Below are 22,568 nucleotides of genomic sequence, written 5' to 3'. Positions count from 1 at the left end.
TGCAACCCTTTGTTTTTACTACATATTCTGGTGGGCCTCCCGTGAGTCGAACACGGTACCAACGGATTATGAGTCCGCTGCTCTAACCAACATGAGCTAGAGGCCCATTTTTTTTAGCTGTTTTTTACTTAATTTGAACTAAATGATTTAGTAGAGAAAACGAATTGAAGCTATAAAAAATTCAGCCCTCATTGTATTACATTTCATAGCATCAGCACAAGCCCTGAGCTGACATAGCGGGAGATAAACCGCGTAAACTGGTGCCGCACGAATAGGACCTTGGCAGCACCAAGCAATGAAAATTCAGTCGCGTTAATTACCTTCGAGGAAGCTCTTGAGCTTATCCGAACGTGAAGGATGACGCAGCTTACGTAAGGCCTTTGCTTCTATTTGACGTATACGCTCACGCGTCACATCAAACTGTTTACCGACTTCTTCTAAAGTGTGATCGGTAGACATTTCAACGCCGAAGCGCATACGCAATACTTTCGCTTCGCGTGGTGTCAGGGAATCCAAAACATCTTTCACAACATTACGCATGGAAGCGTGCAATGCCGCGTCCGCTGGTGCCAACGTATGATTGTCTTCAATGAAGTCACCCAAATGAGAATCGTCGTCGTCACCGATAGGCGTTTCCATGGAGATCGGCTCTTTGGCGATCTTCATGATCTTACGTATTTTCTCTTCAGGCATTTCCATCTTGATCGCCAAAGTTGCAGGATCAGGCTCAGCGCCGGTTTCCTGCAAAATTTGCCGAGAGATACGATTCATCTTATTAATGGTCTCTATCATATGCACTGGAATACGTATGGTACGCGCCTGATCCGCAATCGAACGCGTGATCGCCTGACGTATCCACCACGTGGCATAGGTAGAAAATTTGTAGCCGCGGCGATATTCAAATTTATCGACCGCCTTCATCAAACCGATATTACCTTCTTGAATCAAATCAAGAAATTGCAAACCACGGTTGGTATATTTTTTCGCGATAGAAATAACCAGACGTAAATTGGCCTCGGTCATTTCACGCTTGGCTCGGCGCGCCTTCATTTCACCGGCCGACATCTTTTTATTGATGCTGCGCAGATCAGGCAAAGGCAAGACCACACGTACTTGCAAATCTATGAGTTTTTGCTGCAATTGCTGCACAGTTGGCACATTGCGCCCAAGTATCGCACTATAAGAGTGCCCGGCATTGACTTCAGCAACGACCCAATTCAGATTAGTTTCATTCCCAGGAAAGACCTTGATAAAATGAGCGCGTGGCATATTGCAACGATTCACTGCAACATCGAGTATTTGTTTCTCTACGTGACGCACTTCATCTACTTGACCGCGCAAGGTATCGCATAATTTTTCTACGACTTTGGCCGTAAAACGTATCCCCAGAAGTTCATTGGAAATCGCTTCTTGTGCCTTGACATAAGTTTTCGAGTTATAGCCTTCTTTTTCAAAGGCTTTACGCATTTTATCGAAATTAACAGAAATAATATCGAATTTCGCAAGGGCATCGCGTCGCATTTGAGCTAATTGCTCCGCTGAGACGCCAGCAGCATCTTCGACACCCTCATCGTCTTCTTCCTCTTCTTCTTCCTCTTCCTCTTCGTCCTCTTCACTGACCTCAGCGACTACGACGACAGGCTTAACGACTACTTCTTCGACCGCATTCGGATCAACTAAACCATCGACGATATCGTCAATTTTGATTTCGTCGTTAGCAATACGTTCGGCAGCAGTCAGGATTTCAGCAATGGTAGTAGGACAGGCAGAGATCGCCTGTATCATGTCCTTCAGACCTTCTTCAATTTTCTTCGCGATAACGATCTCGCCTTCGCGCGTCAGCAACTCTACTGTGCCCATTTCACGCATATACATGCGCACAGGATCAGTGGTGCGACCAAAATCAGAATCGACTGTGGACAAAGCCGCTTCGGCAGCTGCTTCAACTTCATCATCATCACTGGTAACAGTAACGACATTATCGGATAAGAGTAGAGCCTCAGCATCTGGTGCGCGCTCATACACCGCGACACCCATATCATTGAAAGTACCGATAATCCCTTCGATCGCTTCCGGATCAAAAACGTTTTCAGGTAAATGATCGTTGATTTCGGCAAACGTCAGATAGCCACGATCTTTCCCTAATTTAATCAGGGTTTTGAGTTTTTGACGGCGACGCTCTAATTCTTCTTCAGTGGTCTCTGGATCGGCTGAAAATGCATCTTTAAGCAAGGCTTTCTCTTTGGCTTTGCGATCTTTCGCTTTTGCTTTATCGATGGCCTTCATCTCTGCGCGCTCAACAGCATTCAGCGCGGCCATCTCTTCATTCTCAGGCTGATATTCTTTAGGCTTACGACCACGGCGACCAGGCACTTTAACACCAGGCAAAATATAGCCGGAAGTATCAATAGCAGCCAACACAGCGGCATCGGTAGTCTGGCTTACAGTTGGAGCTGAACCAGTCTTAATCTCTTGCACTTCTGGTGTTTTTTCAGTCTTAGCTGAACTCTTGGTTGGCTTGATCACGGTCTTTGAGTCGGTTTTGTTAATTGTCACAGAAGCTTTCAATGGTGCAGTTTGTGGCTTGTCTGCATTTTTACCTGTTTGCCTGCCTGAAGTATGAGCTATAAGCTCTTGCGCTTGCTTCGCCGCTGGCTTTGCATTCTTGCCTTGTATTTCCTTGCCAGTTGGCTTGACTACTTTGGAAACTGGTTTTGGTTCTTGACTGATATTACTTGCCGTCTTAACCACATCACTTGCGACTTTAGCCACCGACCGCGCCACTGCTGTCTTTATCACTTTAGGCGCTTTAACATCTTTCGCAAGTTCTTTTTTAGCAGCTAATTTAAGCGGGGACGACTTCACTGCGCCTGTTGCCGGCATCTTTTTTGGGACGAGCTTGTCAACCGCCGCAGCTGCGGCAGATTTCGGAGTCATCTTGCTTGCAGGCTTGATAGCAGCAACTTTTTCTGTAGTCGGTGCAGTTAAAGATGCCAGTTTTTTTGCGGGTTTCTTCATTGCGTTAGCCATTGAATCAAACCAACAGGAACCGAGATTTAGCCCGCAGCATAAAAAATAATGCACTGCCTTCAGGTCTGGCGACCTGCAGTACAGCGCAATAAATTTTTCAATGTCAGACTACCAGAGTCTCAGCGCCAGTGTTTTGGGTTACTCGGAGGAGCACATGCTCACCTAAACAACACATCCCAAACGATGACCCGAAAGGTCACGTGCAGAACGAAAACAACCTAAGACCTTGAATCGAAAGCCTTTAATTGTAGCACGTGGTGGAAATTTTCTCTAGCCCCGAGCCGCAACTAAGGTAAAACACTAACTAAAAAACAATAAATCCTATCTAACTAAACGCTTTTTAACATAAGTACTTGAGCATGATTAACGCGCCGTTTCGGCCTCAGCCTCTCTCCGGATGGCACTTTGCAATTGAATTATCTCGCGGTAACGAGCTGCGCGCACAGGATCCGCCAGACCTGAGGCGGCCAATTGTTCACTTTCTTTTTTCAATACTTGATGGCTAATTTGACGCAAAGCCCCGGCCAACTCCAACTTCACTACATCAAATTCAGTTTCAGTTTGCTCCGCGATTTCAGCAATCAATTGATCATAGTCCGAACCCGTAGTTCGTAAATTCTCTGCCAATGCGGCAAAATTGGCTTGCTCGCCCATCTGCTGCGCCACCCCAACCAACTGCATCAACATTTCAGCTCCATCCGGCGCTAACATTGCAGCATCCGCAAGGGTTGCATCAGTCAACATGCTCGCCAACGAAGGATGCGCCACCAAAATGCGCATGACCTGACGCTCCAAACCCACAGGTGCACTACGCTTATTTTTGGGCGGAGCCAGTTTCGCGCGCGCCACCGGTTGCACCAACTCAAACAATGCCTCCACTTCCGCCGGTGTGGTCTGCGTCATCTGCGCTAAACTGCGCACCATCTGCAAGCGCAAACTAGATGCAGCCATTTGCTGCAAAAGGGGTTTCGCGTCAAATTGCGCCCTAGCCCGCCCCTCTGCCGTTGCCAAATCACTGTCACCGACAACTTCTTTAATAAAAAATTCCGACAAAGGCATCGCATCTTGCACCTGAGCCTCAAAGGCGTCAGTACCAAACTGACGCACATAACTATCCGGATCATGCTCAGTAGGCAAGAATAGAAATTTAATCACCTTATTGTCATTCACGTGCGGCAAGCAAGCATCCAAGGCCCGGCGCGCTGCACGCCGCCCGGCCTTATCGCCATCAAAACTAAAAATGACGTGATCAGTTTGACGTAATAACTTTTGCACATGAGTTGGCGTACAAGCCGTACCCAGAGTCGCCACCACTTGCGGAAACCCTAACTGCGCCAATGCCACAACATCCATATATCCTTCAGTAACCAGGACATATCCGGCATCACGTATCGCTTGTCGCGCCTCAAACAGACCGTACAGCTCATAGCCTTTTTGAAACAGAGGCGTCTCGGGCGAATTCAGATATTTAGGTTCACCCTGATCCAGGATACGACCACCAAATCCTATAACCTGGCCTTTAGTATTGCGAATCGGAAACATAATGCGTTCGCGAAAGCGATCGTAACGCTTGCGATTGGAATTATCTTCATCGCTTTTATCAATAACCAAACCCGCCTCAACCAATGCTGGAGAGGCATAATCCGGAAATACGCTACGCAAGCTATCCCAACCATCGGGTGCATAACCCATACCAAAACGAGCCGCGATTTCACCCGTCAAACCGCGCCGTTTTAGATAGGCAACCGCTGGTTCAGCGCCTCGCAAAGCCTGGCGATAAAACTCACAAGCCCGAGTCATAACATCGCTTAAAGCCAGGCTCTTTGCATTGACTTCGGCGCGTTGCGCGGGCAGCATACGATCATCCTCAGGGACAATCATGCCATTGTTTTGCGCTAAATCCTTTACGGCATCAACGAAATTCATTCCTGAATACTCCATCAGGAAGCCGATCGAAGTGCCATGCGCACCACAACCAAAGCAGTGATAAAACTGCTTAGTCGGACTCACCGTAAAACTGGGAGATTTTTCATTATGAAAGGGACACAAACCCATGAAGTTTGCGCCGCTTTTTTTGAGCTGCACATATTTACCCACCACATCAACGATGTCGACGCGCGCCAGCAAATCCTGAATGAAAGTTTGAGGAATCAAACTAAGGTCTCTCTAATAGCAAAATCAACGCGCTGCCAACGCAGCCTTCACCAGCGCTGAAACCACCGCCATATCGGCGCGCCCAGCGAGTTTAGGCTTGAGTGCTGCCATCAATTTACCCATATCCTGCGGGCCCGTTGCGCCAGTTTCCTGCACCGCCGCAATCACCGCCGCTTGCATTTCGGCCTCGCTCAAACCGGCTGGCATATACGCAGACAAAATCGCTAATTCAGCTTTTTCTATATCCGCCAAATCCTGGCGACCGCCAGCCTCAAACTGACTAATTGAATCTTTGCGCTGTTTGATCATTTTTTCAATAATTGCCAATACCAAGGCATCGGTCAACTCTATGCGCTCATCGACCTCTTTTTGCTTCATGGCTGCAGTAATCAGGCGTATCGTGCCTAATTTCACTGCTTCCTTGGCGCGCATAGCTGATTTCATGTCTTCGGTGATCTGATCTTTTAAGCTCATAGTATCCTCTGAAAAAGTATTTTTTTAGCCCCGCCGCCTCAGCCAATCACGAGGTAAGCGAACAAAAATAGTAAATATAAATGATAATGCCCGCTGCGGTAAACCGGAGCGGGCATGCAAGTCTAATGAAGACTAAGACATGAAAAGCGCCAAGGAAAACCTTGGTAGCAATTCTGAATTAATACATCTTCTTAGGCAATTGCTGACTACGAATACGTTTGTAGTGACGCTTAACTGCGGCAGCCAGCTTGCGCTTGCGCTCTGCAGTTGGCTTTTCGTAGAACTCGCGCGCACGCAATTCGGTCAACAGACCGGTCTTTTCGATGGTACGCTTGAAGCGACGCATTGCGACTTCGAACGGCTCGTTTTCTTTAAGGCGAATTGTGGTCATGTAAGTTCGAACCAATGAAAAATTATAGGAAGAAAGAGATAATAGCAGTAAATTCTAAAATAGGGAAGTAGATTGATTAAATCTTACTCAAATACCCCACATCGAAAATCCGAAAAATCACTCTAGGATATAGCGCCAGAAGAACGAAAATAATTATTCTCCTGGGCCCACCCAGAGCATGTCATTCACTAAATTGCCAGGCCGGCAGCAACCCCTGAGGCCCAGGCCCACTGAAAGTTATACCCTCCCAACCAACCGGTGACATCAACCGCTTCACCGATAAAGTATAAGCCGTGGACTTTATTTACCATCATGCTTTGCTGCGATAATTCCAGCGTATCGACACCGCCTCTGGTCACTTCGGCCTTACGATACCCCTCAGAGCCATTCGGCAGTAACTCCCATCGGTTGATTTTTTCACCCAGCAGGCGCAGTCGTTTATCTTGCATATCCGCAATTTTCAAATCGCCAGCAAAGCCATGCGCCAGCAATAAACCGTCCACCAAGCGCGCCGGCAGATAAGCGGATAAAAAATTTGCCAGATTTTTTTTGCTGGTGGTTTTAGCATCGATCAAATCCTGAGCGAGATCAACTTCGGGCAATAAATTTACCCTTATGCTCTGCCCCTCCTGCCAAAAGCTCGATATTTGCAAAACGCCCGGTCCAGATAAACCGCGATGCGTGAACAACAAATCCTCACGAAACACCACTTTGTTCTTTTTTTCGCCAGTCTCTATATCCACCTCTAACGAAATACCAGATAGAGGAACGAAGGCTTCCCAGCTTATCGCATCAAAAGTCAGAGGCACTAAGGCTGGGCGTGGTGCGACGATTTTCAGATTGAACTGTTGCGCCACTTTATATGAGAAATCGGTAGCGCCAATTTTAGGGATGGACAGACCGCCGGTGGCAATCACCACTTTGGTAGCATGTATCTCGCCTTGCTCGGTTTCCAAAACAAAGCCCGCAGCGTCCTGGCGCACTTGCATTACTTTACATGGCATACGCCAGTTGACTTTACCAACATCGCATTCGGTTTTGAGCATACGAATAATGTCTTCGGCACTCTCATCACAAAACAATTGGCCTTTATGTTTTTCGTGAAAAGCAATTTTATAGCGCTTCACCAAATTCAAAAAATCCTGCGCGGTGTAACGCGATAAAGCGCTTTTGCAGAAATGCGGATTTTCAGAAATGAAATTATTCGGTCCGGCATTTATATTGGTGAAGTTGCAGCGCCCGCCGCCAGAGATGCGTATCTTTTCGGCCAACTTACTGGCGTGATCGATCACTAGCACGCGCAAGCCGCGCTGGCCCGCCACTGCCGCGCACATCATTCCAGCAGCACCGGCGCCAACTACTGCGACATCGTAATGATGCTTATTGTCCAACTTATTGTCCAGCTTGGTATCCAACTTAGTCATCGCCTGCTTTTCTTCAAATAGAATTCAGGCGTGATTGTAGCTGATTCAGCTTTGCCGACTCGTACCTACGTCTTACTAGCAAGCTAATTCCAATAAAAAAACAGGCTGCCCGCACACGCAATCAGGATGTGGGCTGCAGGGCAGGCAGGCCGGAAAGCCGCATGGAATATGCGCACTGGCGAGGGTACTGGAAAATTATGACGATACGACAGCTTGTGCGCTGCTTAGATCTGGCGATTGCATGGCGAGGCGCCAAAAGCGTGCAGCCCGCGCCAGAAAAGCGCCACTGAAAGCCCCGTACAACGCAGAGAAACTCAGGCTAAAACCCAACTCATGTAGTAGCGCAGCATGACTAGATGCGATCGCACCGACTAGGTATTTCGTAAAGAAAATTCCGAGAATAAGCGCCATCGGAACCCAACTTCCTGGCAGATCAAATTTCTTGGTTTGGGCGTCGTAACGGACATCGTCGGATAAGGGCACACTCAATATCGAGGTAAACACGATAATGCCGGCAGCCAACCACGCCAGCAAAATCATGGAGCCACTACCGAAAGCGCTGTAAATACCGAATAATGAAAAACCTAGCATGGCTAGCGGCATGATCGTGATTTTTCTCAAGGACACGCTGCGATTGCGGGTTTGGCTTAGCCCCAGGTACAACAAAGCGATCAGTAAAATCCAGACCCAGCGTGGTGTATTGGCGAGAATTTGAGCAAGCATGATGTGGTCCCTAGAAGTGAATGAAGGAGCCCAGTTTGCCTGCAGCGGTTGGTCGATGCGAGTAAATTGCGACCAAAGCGAAGTTACCGAACTTAAAGTGTCGCCCGGCGGCGCGAAACGCCAACTCACTGCCGGCGCTTCGCTTACATTGAGATTATTAACCGCGCGAAATCAAGCGTCCGTCATTCACCCTGACACGGTCACCAGCATGCCATTCAGGCTGAGTTGACGGAGTAAAGGTGCGGGTATTGCCATTTTCCATTTTGACACGGACTTCATAAGTGGTCGTAGTGTGAGTGCGTTTTTCTATTGTATTCCCTGCATAACCACCGCCCACAGCACCAGCGACTGTTGCCAGGGTACGACCATTTCCGCCGCCGACCTGATTACCTAGCACGCCACCTAAAACCGCACCGGCAACAGCACCTAGACCACTGCCCTGCTCTGCCTGGTGCTCGACTGCGCGCACCGATTCAACTACGCCACAAGACTCGCAAATTTGCTGGACTGGCGCTGAATTCGCTGCATAGCCATTGTCAGACTGATAAGCCGGCTTAGCCGCGTGTTGATTTACAGGCTTGCTGCTTGCATGATTGGCATTTTTTTTGCTTTCTGTATTTGCGTCATGCGCAACTTGGGGCTGTGTCTCACGCTCTGCAGCTGACGCCAACTGAGATTCCGGCACACCCTGCTGCGCATTAGGCCCTAGCGAGGCGGCCAAAGGCAAATTAGCTGCGGGCGTGCTGCTAGAACTAGGAAGCAGACCAGTAATGGCTGCCACGCCGACCATGCTCACTAAAATAACGGAAACGGCGGCACCAGCGACCAGTGGGTGTATGCGTTTAGAAGTAGCGTTCTCTGTCATGGTAAATCCTGAAAAAAATGAATGGGTGCAGCATGCCTGAATAAACGCTGCAATGCAGTAAAGAGTTGACCTAAAATTGGCAACTTTGTAAGTGAATGTAAAAATGGATGACCTCAACTAATTGCTACGATTGAACATGACAATTGCTACAAAACAGTGCGTCACTTTAGAGGCGCGCTTGCACAAATTTCCGAATGCTGGCATCGCTGCACACCGAGAAAACATAATCAATCAACCATAAATTGTCTTCAATTCGCAACGAATTAAGTCTGCGCTTAAAAAAAATCAACGTCACATAGGAAAATTCTTGACTTGACTCAAGCAAGAAGAGATAAACACTTATCGGCTACGCAAACGTTTGCGCAAAGGATTGCTAGCTGTTAATAAATCACCAATTAAGCATTAGAGCACCTTAATAAATCGCCCCAAAATGGCGCACCCACTCATTTAGATGTTTGTCATTCACACCACCGGAGTTTGACCCCATGCGTAATACCAGTCCTAGCTTGCCACACCCAGACGGCAGCACACCTCGATCAACGAAGCATACGCTTACTTTACTCACGATCGCGCTCGCCACTGCCTTCCCAGTTTCAGCAGCTTTTGCGCAAAGCGCGAAATCAGATTCAGACCAGGCAACACAACTGGAAACAGTGATCGTTACTGGTCAACGTCGCTCAGAAAATCTGAAAGATGTGCCTTTGTCGATTTCCGCTATCAAAGGCGAAGCGCTGGACACTTACAACGCCAGCGGTCAAGACATCCGTTTTCTGGCTAGTCGCGTTCCTAGTCTGAACGTCGAATCCGATTTCGGTCGTTCCTTCCCGCGTTTTTACATCCGTGGTCTGGGCAATACCGATTTCGATCTGAATGCTTCGCAACCAGTCGGTCTGATCTACGATGACGTGGTGCAGGAAAGTCCTATGCTAAAAGGCTTCCCTATCTTTGACGTAGACCAGATCGAAGTCTTGCGCGGTCCACAGGGCACGCTGTTTGGGCGCAACTCGCCAGCTGGTGTGATTAAATTTGACTCAGCCAAGCCGAGCAATCGTTTTGAAGGCTATGCCAACATCGGTTACGGCAATGACAAGGCGGTGAACCTGGAAGGCGCCATCAACGTCCCATTGAACAAAGAATGGGCCATGCGCTTTTCTGGCCAGGCACAAAGTCGCAATGATAGAGTAACCAACCCACTTAGCACCGGCACCAAAAATTTCGAGGGTTACCACGATAACGCGGCCCGTCTGCAATTTCAGTACAAAACCAGCAATTTCAGCGCTCTTTTCAATGCCCATGGACGTGACATGGACGGCAGCGCCACTCTGTTCCGCGCCAATATCATTAAAAAAGGCACGAATGATCTGGTACCAGGTTTCGATTACGCCAGTTACCCTACTGACGGTATCAATACCCAGACCCTGACTTCTAGCGGCGTCAGCATGCGTCTGCGCTGGGATCTCGATGGCATGTCGTTGCATTCGATTACCGCTTACGACAAGGCGAAATTTTATAGCCGTGCTGACGTCGATGGTGGATATGGCGCGTCATTTGCGCCGACCATGGGCCCTGGTTTCATTCCGTTCCCAGCAGAAACCGCCGATGGCTTACCGGACCTGAAACAAATGACTCAAGAGTTCCGCTTAGAGTCAAATACCAAAGATGCCTTGCAATGGATCGCGGGCCTGTATTACTTCAGCGAGAAAATACAAGTCGACAGTTTTGACTTCAATTCTTTGGGCGGTAATGTACAAGATGGTTATGCTTTTCAGCATCAAAATGCTAAATCTTGGGCCACTTTCGGTTCCTTAAACTACGCTTTAACAGACAGTCTAAAACTGCGCGGTGGCGTTCGTTACACCAGCGACAAAAAAGACTTTGATGCGCAACGCACCATGACACCTTTCGGTGGCAAGAACACGCCATTATTGACGGCAAATCCAGAATCCACCAATGTCAGCTGGGATCTGGGCGCCAACTACACGGTCAACAAAGCCACCAGTGTGTATGGTCGTATAGCGACCGGTTATCGCGCTCCTAGTATCCAAGGTCGGGTACTGTTTGGCGACAATATTTCGGTTGCCAATTCCGAGAAAAATATGTCGTTTGAGGCAGGTATCAAGCAAGATTTATTCGACAATACCGCCCGTATCAGCGCCACGGTATTTCACTACGATGTCAAGGATCTGCAATTAACGGCAGGCAGCGGCGCAGTGAATCAAAACAAATTGGTGAATGCCGAAAAAGCCAGCGGCCAGGGCTTTGAATTAGAATTGCAAGCCAACCTGAACCGCTACTTCAAGACTACCGTTGGCCTGAGCTATAACGATACTGAGATCAAGGATGGCAAGTTGTTTGTCGCTCCTTGTGGTAACGGCTGTACCGTGACCAATCCAGCTGGACCGGTTGCGGGTACCGTACTAATCGGTGGCAATCCGTTACCACGCGCACCGCAATGGGTGGGTAACTTCACGCTGCGTTACAACGCACCTTTGGGCGATGGTGAGATCTATGCCTACACCGACTGGTCCTACAAGGATAGCTACAATATGTTCTTGTATGAAGCCAAGGAATACACTGCCAAATCCTTATTGGAAGGTGGTTTACGCGTAGGTTATAAATGGGCTGATGGCAAATACGAAGTGGCTGCTTATGGCCGCAATATCACCAATCAACAGCAAGTCATCGCGGCGATTGATTTCAATAATCTGACCGGTATTTTGAACGAGCCGCGCAGCTACGGCGTGCAGTTTAAAGTGAATTTCTAAGCATTCACTGTATAAAAAAAAGCGCCGGATGTTTCGGCGCTTTTTTTATGCGATAACGAATTATGGATAGGCTCAGTGCGCATCGTCCATACGGGTTTGCAGGCAGCCACCGCCAACGCGCATACCACATGCGGCCTGCGAGCCAGACTGGCTGGAAACCCGCATGCTTATTGCGCGTGCGGCCAGGCACTTGGTAAAACCTTATCTGGTTTCAGCTGGCGCGCAGGCAATCGACGATCTTCATTCTGGCGGCTTGCCAGGACGGGATGAAGCCGCCGACAAACCCCATGAATAGCGAGAACAGTAAAGTTTTCAAGGCGATTTCCGGCGTCAGCTTAAATTGAAATGCCAGCTCGCTAAAGGTCTGGAAATTGGTCGTGGAGATATCGACCGTTTGCATCCAGGATGCGGCAAACAAGCCGATCAGGCCACCGACCAGCGACAGCAATAAAGATTCCAGTAAAAACGCCAATAACACGGCAGTACGCCGAAATCCCAGGGCGCGCAAAGTCCCGATCTCGCCCACTCTTTGCGCTACGGCGGCAAACATGGTGATCATGGCACCGACCACGGCACCGATAGAAAAGATCACCGACAGACTCAGCCCGAGGATGCGGATGAAGGTGGCCAGCGCTTCGCTTTGCTCGGCATAAAACTGTATTTCTGGCTTAGCTTCGATTTGCAAACGCTGGTCGGCTTCGATCGCGCTTTTGAGGTGATCGAAGGCAGACTGATCGGCCAAACGGAACACGATGGTGGAGTAAGCGTTGCGTCTGAACGCTGCCATCATTTGCTCGGAATCGCCCCAGATCTCGCTGTCGAAGCCAGTCTTGCCTGAGTCAAAAATACCCACCACCAGCCAATCGCGTTGTGCGAAGTGCAGAGTCTCGCCCAAACCCGCGCCACGAAAACCACTAGCTATCGCTTGGCCCGCAATGATCTCCGAGCTGCCTGGCCGAAACATACGGCCTTGCTTTAGCTGCACTTGCGGACGCAATTCTAGTGCCAGCGCCGAGGTGCCGCGCACCGTCACATTGCTCGGTTTGCCATTGCTGCGCTTGGGCAGATTATTTAGCACCACCGGCTCCTTGCTGAGCAGGCGCAGACCATTGCCGTTGGTCGCGATACCGGGCAAGCTTTCGATGATGGCGGCTTGGCCCCGGTCTATGCCGCTATTGATCTCGGCACCTGCGCCCTTGCGCAGCACCAGCACATTATCGACCTGACCAGTTGCCACTAAGGTGGCGCGTATGCCCTCGCTCATCATCAGCACCGTGGCAAACACAAACACTACCAACGCCATGCCGCCAGCGGTCAATAACGTAGTTACGCGGCGTACCCAGAGGTTGCGAGCGATGTAAGAGATAGGAATTTGTTTCATGTCGTTTTCATGTCGCTTTCATATCGTGTTCATGCGCAAGACCTCAGGCAACGTGCCGTAAGCCGTTGACGATATCGATGCGGCTCATTTTCCAGGCAGGCCAGGCGGCAGCCACCACGCCGACTATCGCGCTGGCAAGTAATTGCAGTGCCATGGTCGTCTCCGAGACCACGAAACTAGGAAACAAAGTACCAACGGCTTTAGCAAAAGCGGCAGCGATAGGCAAAGTCAATAGCATGCCTAGCCCGCCGCCCATCAGGGCGATCACCAGACTCTCGCCAAACAAGAGTTTCACCACAAATCCAGGTGAAAACCCCAGCGCCTTGAGCGTTGCGTATTCAGCCAGGCGCTCACGCGCCGTCATCGTCATGGTATTGGCCATGACGGCCATGATGATGATGACGATCACAAAACTAACGGCGTTAATCGCCACCAGGATGGCTTCGCTCATGGAAACAAAACCTAACTGAAACGCTTTCTCGGTTTCGGTCAAGGTCTCTGCCAGCGAATTCTTAAATTGCGCATCGATACGCTCTGAGATCAGTGGCGCGTTATTCGGTTCATTGATGCGCACTACATAGACACCGACATAATCTGCCCCTTTAGCGCTGCGTTTGCGTACCGATTCCGCCAAAAACTGCCAGTGAAACAGAAACTGCGATTCGTCGGTTTTAGCGTCTACCCCATCCCAGATACCGCGCAAGGTAAAGGTCCAGGTGCCGGGGAAAATCGTACCGCGCAGCGGGATTTGATCGCCGATTTTCCAGCCATATTGATTGGCCAGTTTGCGCCCGACGATCGCGCCCTGACGGTCTAGTATGAAGGCTTTTTTTTCGTCCTCATTGAGCACGTATTCAGGATACAGCGCCAGATAACTGGCCGGTTCGACCGCAAACTGCGGAAAGAAATTGCGCTCGGTAATGTAAATACCACCAAACCAGTTAGACCAGCTGATGCCAGTGACGCCCTCAACGGTTTTTAAACGCTCAGCATAATTGAGCGGCAGCGGAAACGTCAGCGAAATCGCATTGCGGGTAATCAGGCGCGTACTTGAGGTGCCGTCCACACCGGCATACCAGGCATCGATAATGGTGCGCAGCAAGCCAAACGCGCAGATCGCCACGATCAGACCCAGCATGGTGAGCAAGGTACGCAGCTTATGCCGGAAAGCGTTTTTGAGCAGCAGACGAAAAATAAACATGGTCGGCTTCGTTAGTGCGCAGATACGGCCGCTTCATCCGGCACCAGGACGCCTTTTTCCAGATGAATCAAGCGTTTGGCGCGTGCCGCCGCCTTAGGATCATGGGTCACCATGACGATGGTCTTACCCAAATCGCTATGCAACTCCTCCAGCAAATCCAAGACTTCACCCGCCGTGACCCTATCCAGATCGCCAGTCGGTTCATCGGCTACGATCAGGGTGGGGTCAGTGACTAGCGCACGCGCGATTGCCACCCTTTGCTGCTGGCCGCCTGAAAGTTCATTCGGATAGTGATCCATGCGATCGGTCAAACTCACCATCCCCAATGCCGCCTCGACATGCTCCTTGCGCTGCGCGCGTGACAGACTGGTGAGTAACAAAGGCAGTTCGACGTTTTCAAATGCGGTCAACACTGGCATCAGATTGTAGAATTGAAAGATAAAACCGACGTTGGCGGCGCGCCAGTCGGCCAACTGGCCTTCGCTTAAATTGGCGATATTCACGCCGCCGATTAGTATGCTGCCGCTAGTGGGCTTGTCGATGCCGGCGATCAGATTGAGCAAGGTGCTTTTACCTGAGCCGCTAGGCCCCATCAGAGCGATAAACTCGCCGGACTGCACCTCCAAGTCGACTCCCTCCAGCACAGGAATGACTTGTCCGCCGCGCACATAGGATTTATTGAGTTGGTGGATGCGGATCAGCGCGTCGGCGCTGTTGACGCTACTGGCGCTCATTTACTCCCCACCACGATTTTTGCACCGGTCTTGATTTTTTCTGAGGGCGACAGCACGAGCTTATCACCGGATTTGAGCGCACCTGTCACTTCACTATTGTCACCGATCTTACGCCCCAAGCTCACCGCAACCGCTTCTACGCTATCGTCCTTGATGCGAAACACCCATTTTTTGCCATCGCGCTCGACTACCGCCTTGGGATTCAGCGCCAGCAAAGCTTGCTGATCGGCGTCGCTTACCGCTTGCGACAGGATAGTGACCTTGGCGCTCATTTCAGGCAGGATACGGGCGTCCAGTTTTTCAAAGCGGATCTTGGTCATGACAGTCGCTTTGGCTCTATCCACGGTGGGCACGATACCGACGATGCTGCCGCGAAAACGTGTATCGGGTAAGGCATCTAAAGTAATTTCTACCGGCTGGCCTATCTTGGCCTTGGCCAGATTGCTTTCCGAGACATCGGCCTCGACTTCCAGGGTACTCATATCGGCCATCGTGACGACCGCGCCCTGACTGCCGGCTGCGCTGGAAAAGGGCGTGATAATGTCGCCCACATTGGCGTTCTTGATAAGCACTACGCCATCAAAAGGGGCGCGAATCTCGGTAAAATCCTGATTGACCTGCTGCACCTTAAGCTGCGCCTGTGCCACCGCCACCGCAGACTGACTCAATCGCACTGCCGCTCTACTCGCATTGACGCGATTGTTCGCACTATCCAAGGCTTGCGGCGAGACGAAACCTTGCGCTTTTAAACCCATGGCACGTTTTAACTCTGATTCAGCATTGAGCAGTTCAACATTGGCTTGCGCGACTGCGGCCTCGCTCTGACGGATGCCGGCCTGCGCTTGCGCGATAGCAGCCTGCACATCGCTGGCATCCAGACGTGCCAGCACCTCGCCCTGTTTGACCTGGCTGCCTTCACGCACATTGAGCATGACTAAGCGTCCGGTTGCCTTACTTGCAACAGCTGCACGGCGCTGCGCCACGACATAGCCGGAAGCGGTTAATTGCGCATATTGCTGCGAGGGATAAGTGGTCACTACCGAAGTCACCTGCACCTCATTCTTGGACGGCTTGAGGACAAAACCTGCCGCCGCCAGCAACACTAGCGCCAGAGCTATCCAGCGTCCCCAAGCGCGTTTCTTGACCGGCCCATTGCCAGCGCGGTCGATTTTTAATTGCTTTAATGCCGAAGGTGGCGCAGATGGAGTCGCAGTCATGGGATGTCAGCTTCTATCATTAAGGAGGTGAATTGGCGAAGGAATTTTACACTGATTAACTTTTTAACACCATGTGTGCGATATTTTTTAGAATCCCTTAATTTACGGGATAATTACGCTTTCAGCGGATACGCCCGGTATCCCCATTGACAGCCTTCGATAGACCTCATGTCCAGCAAATCTCGTACTAAAACAGAATTACATCCCACCCATCCGGAAGTGTCCATCTCAGAATTTCGGGGCGTACGCTCGCTGCACCTGAACGATGATTTTAGCGGCGATACCGCATATGCCGCTATCCAAGGCTCGATGCGCATGGCGGTACCCGAACAGATAGAACTGGAATACGTGCAGCAAATGATGATGTGGATGTTATTTGCAGAAAATCCGGCGCACATCGTGCAACTCGGTCTGGGCGCAGCGGCGCTGACCAAGTTTTGCTACCGCTATTTTCCAGAAGCGAAAGTAAGCGCGATTGAGCTCAACCCGCATGTGATCGCCATCTGCCATGAACAATTTCAATTACCCGAAAACGATGCGCGTCTGCAGGTAATCGAAGCCAACGCCCTCGATTTTGTGATGAATCCGGCGCGCCATGGCAAGCTCGATATCCTGCAAGTCGATCTGTATGATGCTGAGGCACAAGGCCCGGTGTTAGATAGCCCCGAGTTTTATCAGGCCTGCGCCGATTGTCTCAGCGAAGACGGCATGATGACGGTGAATTTATTTTCCAGTGCCAAGAACCGCATTAAAAATCTGGCAGCGATGGAGTCGGCCTTTGATGCAGTAGTATGGTTGCCGGAAGTACACGATGCCAATGTTGTGGTGCTGGCCTTCAAACGTGCGCCAGCGATCGACTTTACTATCCTTTACCAGCGTGCCGCGATTATCCGTGTCAATTACAAATTGCCGGCGCCGTATTGGGTAAATGGGCTGAAAGAATGGATGACACTGGATACCGAAGCCTAAATTTAAGCTTTCATAAGCGCACACAAGCCAACATAGGCACACAAAAAAACAGGCGATGCTAATTCGGCATGCCTGCTGGTACCACTGGAGAGTGCTGAGAGTGCGCTTATGCGGTTGTATTGATGCGGGTCCCTGTGACTTGGCCGCTGGTATTCACAGAAGGCACAGGCGGTTTAGGCGCTGGCTGATTATTTACTTGTTCGGCCTTGGCAGCAGGCGCTGCTTGCTTTGCCGGTGCTTGGGTAGACTCAGGCGGTTTGACCTGAGCATTGACTTTGGCGGCCGCCGCTTTTTGTATATCGGTGGTGCTAACTGATTTGACAGGAGGTGGCGCTGACGCTGCCTGAATGCCTGAGATTGCCATGATGCTCACCCTTATTTTGAATCTAATGCGATCGGAGGAATGCCTAGATTCAGCATAGAAGAGTTCTTGCGAATGTTCAAGTTAACTGCCATTACCGCTAAATTCGTCCGATCAGCCTTTACTTTGCTACAGTCGCGCATCACCCCCTACTCCGCAATACTCCCACCCAGTATATTTTGAATGCGCGCAAAGGATATGCGCATCCACGATATCTACATAAAAAAGTTGGGGAGTATATCCAGATTCGCCTACCCCGCCAGAAAGCGACGGACGAAAAAAAACGCTGCCTATCGCAAGGATAGGCAGCGTTTTTTAATGCAAAAAATTAGTTGCGGATCACGCGCTTGTACTCGTTAGTGCGAGTATCAATTTCAATCATATCGTCCTGGCTCACGAACAATGGCACTTGAACATTATGGCAATGCGCTTCAACCGCATTTTCAATCTTCGCGTCTTTCAAGACGTTGCCTGAAGTATTACCTTTGACTGCAGGCTCAGAGTAAATAATCTGGCGCACAATAGTAGTTGGCAATTCAACAGAAATTGCTTTGCCATCATAAAAAATCGCTTCGCATTCCATGCCATCTTTCAGGTAATGCAGTGCATCGCCCAAATTCTCTTCTTCGATTTCGAACTGTTCGTAGTCCGCATCCATGAAAACGTACAAAGGATCAGCGAAATAAGAATACGTTACTGGCTTTTTGTCGAGTACCACGACATCAAACTTGTCATCACCGCGGAACACGTTTTCTTGTGGACTATTGGTCAACAGACTCTTCATCTTCCACTTGTAGGTGAAGCCCGTGCGGCTTGAACCATTGACGTCAGAACGCAGCACGATCATAGGCTTGCTATCGACCATAATAATGTTGCCAACACGAATTTCTTTTGCAGGTTTCATAATAAATATACGTAAAAAGTAGGTTGCGTAAAAATCATCTGTCGCCTACTGGTAACAACACCGCAAGCTCACGTTTGATTGAATTTTAAAATACGTTAAAATTTAACCGCACATTTTACCTCATTTTTGCGCGCCAGCTAATTTAAGTGTGTCGACAAAGTCTAGTAAATTTGAGGTCATATCACCATTTGCGGCTAGTTGGCGCTGCCAATTTAGTGCCATCACATTCATTTTTGGCATATCGTCCAGGAATTGTTGCCATAAGTCCGACCACTCCAGGGTGCTGGCGTCTGCAGTTGAGGCAGCATTCCAGGCTAAGGACAGAGCGCATAAGTGCTCGGCGTCCAGCGCATAACGACCTAAGAAAGCGCGTAATTTAATATGATGCAAGTTTTCGTCTTGCGGATAAATATGCCAGATAAAGGGCTTAGCAGCCAACTGGGCACGCACGAAAGAGTCTTCGCCCCGCACAAAATTAAGATCGCAGGCCCACAGTAACTTGTCGTAATCGGTCTGGGGAATAAACGGCAACACATGCAGACTGAGTGCGCCGCGCGTGGCACTGGCTCCCACGCTCGCTTCACCACCCAAGAAGGCTTGCACCGCCGCCACCGCAACACCTTGCGGCACCAGGCAAGTAATCGGGCGATTACCAGTTTGCCAGGCCTCGAATAAAGCGGCGACAGGTGCCTGCGGATAGCAAAACAAAGCGATCTTAAAACTCTCCATCTGCGCCGCAGTGACACCAAATTGTGCCAAAAATGCATGCATAGCCACTGGATCGGACTGAAATTGCTGACGCTCCTGCTGCAAGCCGGATTCCAGCAACACGCCCCCGGTTTTTGCAGTAAAACCAGGGAAGAAAAAATATTTTGTGAGCGCTAAGCGCGGATGCGGCGACGACAGAGTATGGCAGCCTTCTACCCACTCTTCAGCCGTCAAACCCTCCAGATTGAGCCAGACCGGACGCGGTGTACGCTCAGCCATGGCACTAATTAAGCCCAGCGGAATATCGCAGGCAAAAAACTCGATCACGATATCCGGCACATCAGCTACCGTAAACCGCCCATCCTGATCGCGCCAATGCCTGACCAGTACCTCAGCAATCACTTGCTGTTCGAGGTCGATAGCGACTTGCGGGCAAATGCGTTGAAAACTGACTAAATCGTCCACCCATAAACTCACGACGATGCCATGCTCCTGCTGCAACTGTCTGGCAAAACGCCAGCAAATTCCGATGTCGCCATAGTTATCAACGACTTTACAAAATAGCGCCAGGGATTTTGTTGTATCTTTTTCTAAATGCATTTTTGATGAAACTGATAAGGTTTTTTATTTGCCGTTGGCCTAAGAATATTCATTAGGATGGGTTTCTTAACTTACGCGAAATTGTTCTTCCATTCGCGTATGGCGGCAAAATGACTAAGCTCATCCTGGATAGCGGGAATTTTCCCTGCAGCCAGTAAGCCAGCGACGATGGATACTTCTCTACTGCGTAAAAAAGGATTAGTTTGTTTTTCCAATGCCAATAAACTTGGCACGGTAGCGATGCCATGCTGACGCATGGTCTGTGCGCTTAGCATGCGCTGTTGCAAGGCGACATTCCCAGGTTCAAGCGCGAGCGCAAAGCGCAAATTGGATAAGGTGTATTCGTGCGCGCAATGCACCAAAGTATCGTCTGGCAAGGCCGCCAGTTTATCCAAAGATGCCAGCATCTGCTTGGGCGTGCCTTCAAACAGGCGGCCACAGCCACCGGCAAACAAGGTGTCACCACAAAACAGCCAGTGCTGCTCAGGCGCGAAATAAGCGATGTGCCCGGCGGTATGGCCTGGCACATCAAGCACTCTAAAAACTAAACCCAAGTCCTCTATTCTGACGCTATCGTCCTGCACTAAAGCATGGGTAACAACAGCGATCTTGTCATTTTTAGGTCCGTACACCGGCACTTTAGCGTGTCGCAATAATTCTGGCACACCACCGATATGGTCTGCATGGTGATGCGTCAGTAAAATAGCGCTGAGCTGCAAGCGATGCTGCGCCAATGCTGCTAAGATCGGAGTCGCATCACCCGGATCGACTACGACAGCATGTTGACCATCATGGATAATCCATAGGTAGTTGTCGTCAAATGCAGGGACGGTTAAGATGCTGAGGGAACTCTTCATAGACGGTCTTATCAATATTGGAAACTGTGAATCATCCCATTATAGACTTAGGCACTTGGTTAGCGCAGCCAGCAGGTAGCTATATCCGCGCTTGGGAACAAGCGCGACTGGATCAATTGACCGCCGACATTTTTGGCTACAACGCACTACAGATAGGGCAACCACAGATTGCAGCGCTCGCGGCCAGCCGCATGCCAAACAAATGGTTAGCCACCACCACCAGCATGCAAAACATTACCACGAGCGACCTATTGCTCGACTTTGCTGAACTCCCCTTTGCCTCGCAAAGCATCGATCTGGTGGTATTGCCGCATGTCCTCGAGTTTGCCGCGGAACCACATCAAGTCCTACGCGAGGTTGAGCGCATACTCATACCCGAGGGCCGCGTAATTATTAGCGGCTTTAGTCGCACCAGCCTGTGGGGTGCCAGGCAACTGACGGGGCGTATGACGGGTCATCATTTTTTGCCGAAAGAGGGCGAATTCATCAGCGCATTGCGTATGAAGGATTGGCTAAAACTACTCAATATGGAGGTCATGCCAGCCCAATTTGGATGCTATGTACCACCTTTCCAAACCGAACTATGGCTGCAGCGCTTCAACTTCATGGAAAATCTCGGCGCACGGTGGTGGCCGTATTTAGGTTCTGTGTATATGATGCAGGCAATTAAAAGAGTTAAAGGCATGCACTTAATTGGCCCGGCATGGAAAACTCAGCGCTTCCCGCGGGGGCGCGCATTACCAGCGACCAATAAAACAAACGAAGCGAATAAATTTACACCTAAATAGCAGGTCTCAAAAACTGCCTGCAGCGGTGTAGCTTTGAGTAAGCACTGACAAACCAGAACACGAACAAAGGATGCTTTAAGGATGGATAAAATTAGTATTTACACCGATGGCGCATGCAAAGGTAATCCCGGAGTCGGTGGTTGGGGGGCGCTATTGATCGCAGGAGAAAAAGAAAAAGAATTATTTGGCGGCGAAAAAGACAGTACAAATAACCGTATGGAATTAATGGCAGTCATACAGGCACTGACAGTTTTAAAACGTCCTTGCGAGATCACTTTGCATACCGATAGCCAGTATGTGCTCAAAGGTATTACCGAATGGATACAAGGTTGGAAGGCAAAGGGCTGGAAAACAGCTGCCAGAACGCCGGTTAAAAATGTCGATTTATGGCAAGCCCTGGATCAGGCAAGAAATACCCACAAGATAGACTGGAAATGGGTAAAAGGGCATTCTGGTCATCCCGGCAATGAACGTGCCGATCAGCTCGCGAATCGCGGTGTTGATTCTGTGCGCTAAACAGCCAGGCTAGCCGAACAGTGATCTAGTCAGCTGCGCTTTACAAATCCGGCAATCCAGCAAGCTGGATCGCGGTAGCTAACTTTTTATCGGTACGCTGTATATGATGTAACAACCAGTAACGCAATAATTCAGCGGTACTGCTTGCGACTTCACCGCGGCCCCGTGATAAGGCATTTTGCAGCACCAAGACTTGATCGATTAATTTCTGATGTTGCTCTTTATGCTCTGCAATTTCAGAGTAGTGAATATGCTCCATCAATAACTCTTCTCGCTGAAAATGCTCTTGCGTATAGGTAAACAGCTTTTGCAAAGTAATCGCTATCTGACTTTCACTCTTGCCCGCCCGGGCCGCCTCATACAGTTCATTGACCAGCGTCACCAGTTCCAAATGGTCTTGATCAATCAAGCCATTTCCCACTCTCATGTCATCGGTCCATTGAAAAAAAACCATAGTCCCCCGCTATTTTTTTACATTCAACTCACTCGATTTTTTTCTGATTTTT

General features: G+C 49.7%; 20 protein-coding genes and 1 tRNA gene. 4 read left to right on the top strand and 17 right to left on the bottom strand.

Annotation, left to right across the window (positions count from 1 at the left end; genetic code table 11):
* Window positions 1-28 precede the first annotated feature (28 nt).
* From ACO0K8_RS15065 to ACO0K8_RS15030, 8 genes are all read right to left on the bottom strand, one after another.
* Window positions 29-106 (bottom strand) — tRNA-Ile (locus ACO0K8_RS15065).
* Window positions 107-312: 206 nt separating this feature from the next.
* The gene (gene rpoD / locus ACO0K8_RS15060) at window positions 313-3,018 is read right to left on the bottom strand and encodes an RNA polymerase sigma factor RpoD (RefSeq protein ID WP_422947475.1); all 2,706 of its coding nucleotides are present in this window, start codon (window positions 3,016-3,018) and stop codon (window positions 313-315) included.
* 375 nt (window positions 3,019-3,393) lie between these two features.
* On the bottom strand, window positions 3,394-5,184 hold the full coding sequence (gene dnaG, locus ACO0K8_RS15055; RefSeq protein WP_422947474.1) for a DNA primase: 1,791 nt from the start codon (window positions 5,182-5,184) through the stop codon (window positions 3,394-3,396).
* A gap of 24 nt (window positions 5,185-5,208) precedes the next feature.
* Window positions 5,209-5,658, bottom strand: a complete 450-nt coding sequence (locus ACO0K8_RS15050; protein WP_422947473.1) for a GatB/YqeY domain-containing protein — start codon at window positions 5,656-5,658, stop codon at window positions 5,209-5,211.
* 178 nt (window positions 5,659-5,836) lie between these two features.
* A complete protein-coding gene (rpsU, locus tag ACO0K8_RS15045) occupies window positions 5,837-6,049 on the bottom strand; it encodes a 30S ribosomal protein S21 (RefSeq protein WP_005877634.1) in 213 nt (70 codons plus the stop codon).
* A gap of 188 nt (window positions 6,050-6,237) precedes the next feature.
* Window positions 6,238-7,473, bottom strand: coding sequence for an NAD(P)/FAD-dependent oxidoreductase (locus ACO0K8_RS15040; RefSeq protein WP_422947472.1), 1,236 nt, complete (start codon window positions 7,471-7,473; stop codon window positions 6,238-6,240).
* A gap of 195 nt (window positions 7,474-7,668) precedes the next feature.
* The gene (locus ACO0K8_RS15035; protein WP_422947471.1) at window positions 7,669-8,196 is read right to left on the bottom strand and encodes a DUF6622 family protein; all 528 of its coding nucleotides are present in this window, start codon (window positions 8,194-8,196) and stop codon (window positions 7,669-7,671) included.
* A gap of 157 nt (window positions 8,197-8,353) precedes the next feature.
* Window positions 8,354-9,061 (bottom strand): glycine zipper 2TM domain-containing protein, encoded by a 708-nt coding sequence (locus ACO0K8_RS15030; RefSeq protein ID WP_422947470.1) that lies wholly within the window; start codon window positions 9,059-9,061, stop codon window positions 8,354-8,356.
* A gap of 485 nt (window positions 9,062-9,546) precedes the next feature.
* On the opposite strand from ACO0K8_RS15030, the gene ACO0K8_RS15025 reads away from it, so the two are divergent.
* The gene (locus ACO0K8_RS15025; RefSeq protein WP_422947469.1) at window positions 9,547-11,826 is read left to right on the top strand and encodes a TonB-dependent receptor; all 2,280 of its coding nucleotides are present in this window, start codon (window positions 9,547-9,549) and stop codon (window positions 11,824-11,826) included.
* 211 nt (window positions 11,827-12,037) lie between these two features.
* Here ACO0K8_RS15025 and ACO0K8_RS15020 read toward each other — a convergent pair whose 3' ends face one another.
* The 4 genes from ACO0K8_RS15020 to ACO0K8_RS15005 are packed head-to-tail and all read right to left on the bottom strand — an operon-like array spanning window position 12,038 to window position 16,359.
* Window positions 12,038-13,207 (bottom strand): ABC transporter permease, encoded by a 1,170-nt coding sequence (locus ACO0K8_RS15020; protein ID WP_422947468.1) that lies wholly within the window; start codon window positions 13,205-13,207, stop codon window positions 12,038-12,040.
* Between the two features lie 43 nt (window positions 13,208-13,250).
* Window positions 13,251-14,408, bottom strand: coding sequence for an ABC transporter permease (locus ACO0K8_RS15015; protein WP_422947467.1), 1,158 nt, complete (start codon window positions 14,406-14,408; stop codon window positions 13,251-13,253).
* A gap of 11 nt (window positions 14,409-14,419) precedes the next feature.
* Window positions 14,420-15,142: an ABC transporter ATP-binding protein gene (locus ACO0K8_RS15010; RefSeq protein WP_422947466.1), complete on the bottom strand. Its 723-nt coding sequence runs from the start codon at window positions 15,140-15,142 to the stop codon at window positions 14,420-14,422.
* The gene (locus ACO0K8_RS15005; RefSeq protein WP_422947465.1) at window positions 15,139-16,359 is read right to left on the bottom strand and encodes an efflux RND transporter periplasmic adaptor subunit; all 1,221 of its coding nucleotides are present in this window, start codon (window positions 16,357-16,359) and stop codon (window positions 15,139-15,141) included. Before ACO0K8_RS15005 ends, ACO0K8_RS15010 begins: the two co-directional genes overlap by 4 nt.
* Before the next feature lie 168 nt (window positions 16,360-16,527).
* Here ACO0K8_RS15005 and ACO0K8_RS15000 point away from each other — a divergent pair, with 168 nt between their 5' ends.
* Window positions 16,528-17,328, top strand: coding sequence for a spermidine synthase (locus ACO0K8_RS15000; protein ID WP_422947464.1), 801 nt, complete (start codon window positions 16,528-16,530; stop codon window positions 17,326-17,328).
* 106 nt (window positions 17,329-17,434) lie between these two features.
* Here the strand turns inward: ACO0K8_RS15000 and ACO0K8_RS14995 are convergent, their stop codons facing one another.
* The 4 genes from ACO0K8_RS14995 to gloB form a co-directional block, all read right to left on the bottom strand.
* The gene (locus tag ACO0K8_RS14995) at window positions 17,435-17,692 is read right to left on the bottom strand and encodes a hypothetical protein (RefSeq protein ID WP_422947463.1); all 258 of its coding nucleotides are present in this window, start codon (window positions 17,690-17,692) and stop codon (window positions 17,435-17,437) included.
* Between the two features lie 325 nt (window positions 17,693-18,017).
* Window positions 18,018-18,593 carry an elongation factor P gene (locus tag ACO0K8_RS14990; protein WP_126128468.1) on the bottom strand — a complete coding sequence of 192 codons (576 nt, stop codon included), beginning with the start codon at window positions 18,591-18,593 and terminating at the stop codon, window positions 18,018-18,020.
* A gap of 120 nt (window positions 18,594-18,713) precedes the next feature.
* Complete coding sequence (earP, locus tag ACO0K8_RS14985; RefSeq protein ID WP_422947462.1) at window positions 18,714-19,901, bottom strand: elongation factor P maturation arginine rhamnosyltransferase EarP; 1,188 nt, start codon at window positions 19,899-19,901, stop codon at window positions 18,714-18,716.
* A 71-nt stretch (window positions 19,902-19,972) separates the two neighbouring features.
* Window positions 19,973-20,758, bottom strand: coding sequence for a hydroxyacylglutathione hydrolase (gene gloB / locus ACO0K8_RS14980; RefSeq protein WP_422947461.1), 786 nt, complete (start codon window positions 20,756-20,758; stop codon window positions 19,973-19,975).
* Window positions 20,759-20,784: 26 nt separating this feature from the next.
* On the opposite strand from gloB, the gene ACO0K8_RS14975 reads away from it, so the two are divergent.
* The gene (locus tag ACO0K8_RS14975) at window positions 20,785-21,546 is read left to right on the top strand and encodes a class I SAM-dependent methyltransferase (protein ID WP_422947460.1); all 762 of its coding nucleotides are present in this window, start codon (window positions 20,785-20,787) and stop codon (window positions 21,544-21,546) included.
* Window positions 21,547-21,627: 81 nt separating this feature from the next.
* Window positions 21,628-22,062, top strand: coding sequence for a ribonuclease HI (gene rnhA, locus ACO0K8_RS14970; RefSeq protein WP_422947459.1), 435 nt, complete (start codon window positions 21,628-21,630; stop codon window positions 22,060-22,062).
* 40 nt (window positions 22,063-22,102) lie between these two features.
* On the opposite strand, the gene ACO0K8_RS14965 is transcribed toward rnhA, so the two are convergent.
* On the bottom strand, window positions 22,103-22,516 hold the full coding sequence (locus tag ACO0K8_RS14965) for a bacteriohemerythrin (RefSeq protein WP_422947458.1): 414 nt from the start codon (window positions 22,514-22,516) through the stop codon (window positions 22,103-22,105).
* Window positions 22,517-22,568 lie beyond the last annotated feature (52 nt).

It is taken from the genome of Undibacterium sp. Ren11W, from assembly GCF_049340485.1.
In the GTDB taxonomy this organism is placed as follows: Bacteria; Pseudomonadota; Gammaproteobacteria; order Burkholderiales; family Burkholderiaceae_D; genus Undibacterium.
This window is presented reverse-complemented; position numbering and strand designations above follow the sequence as displayed.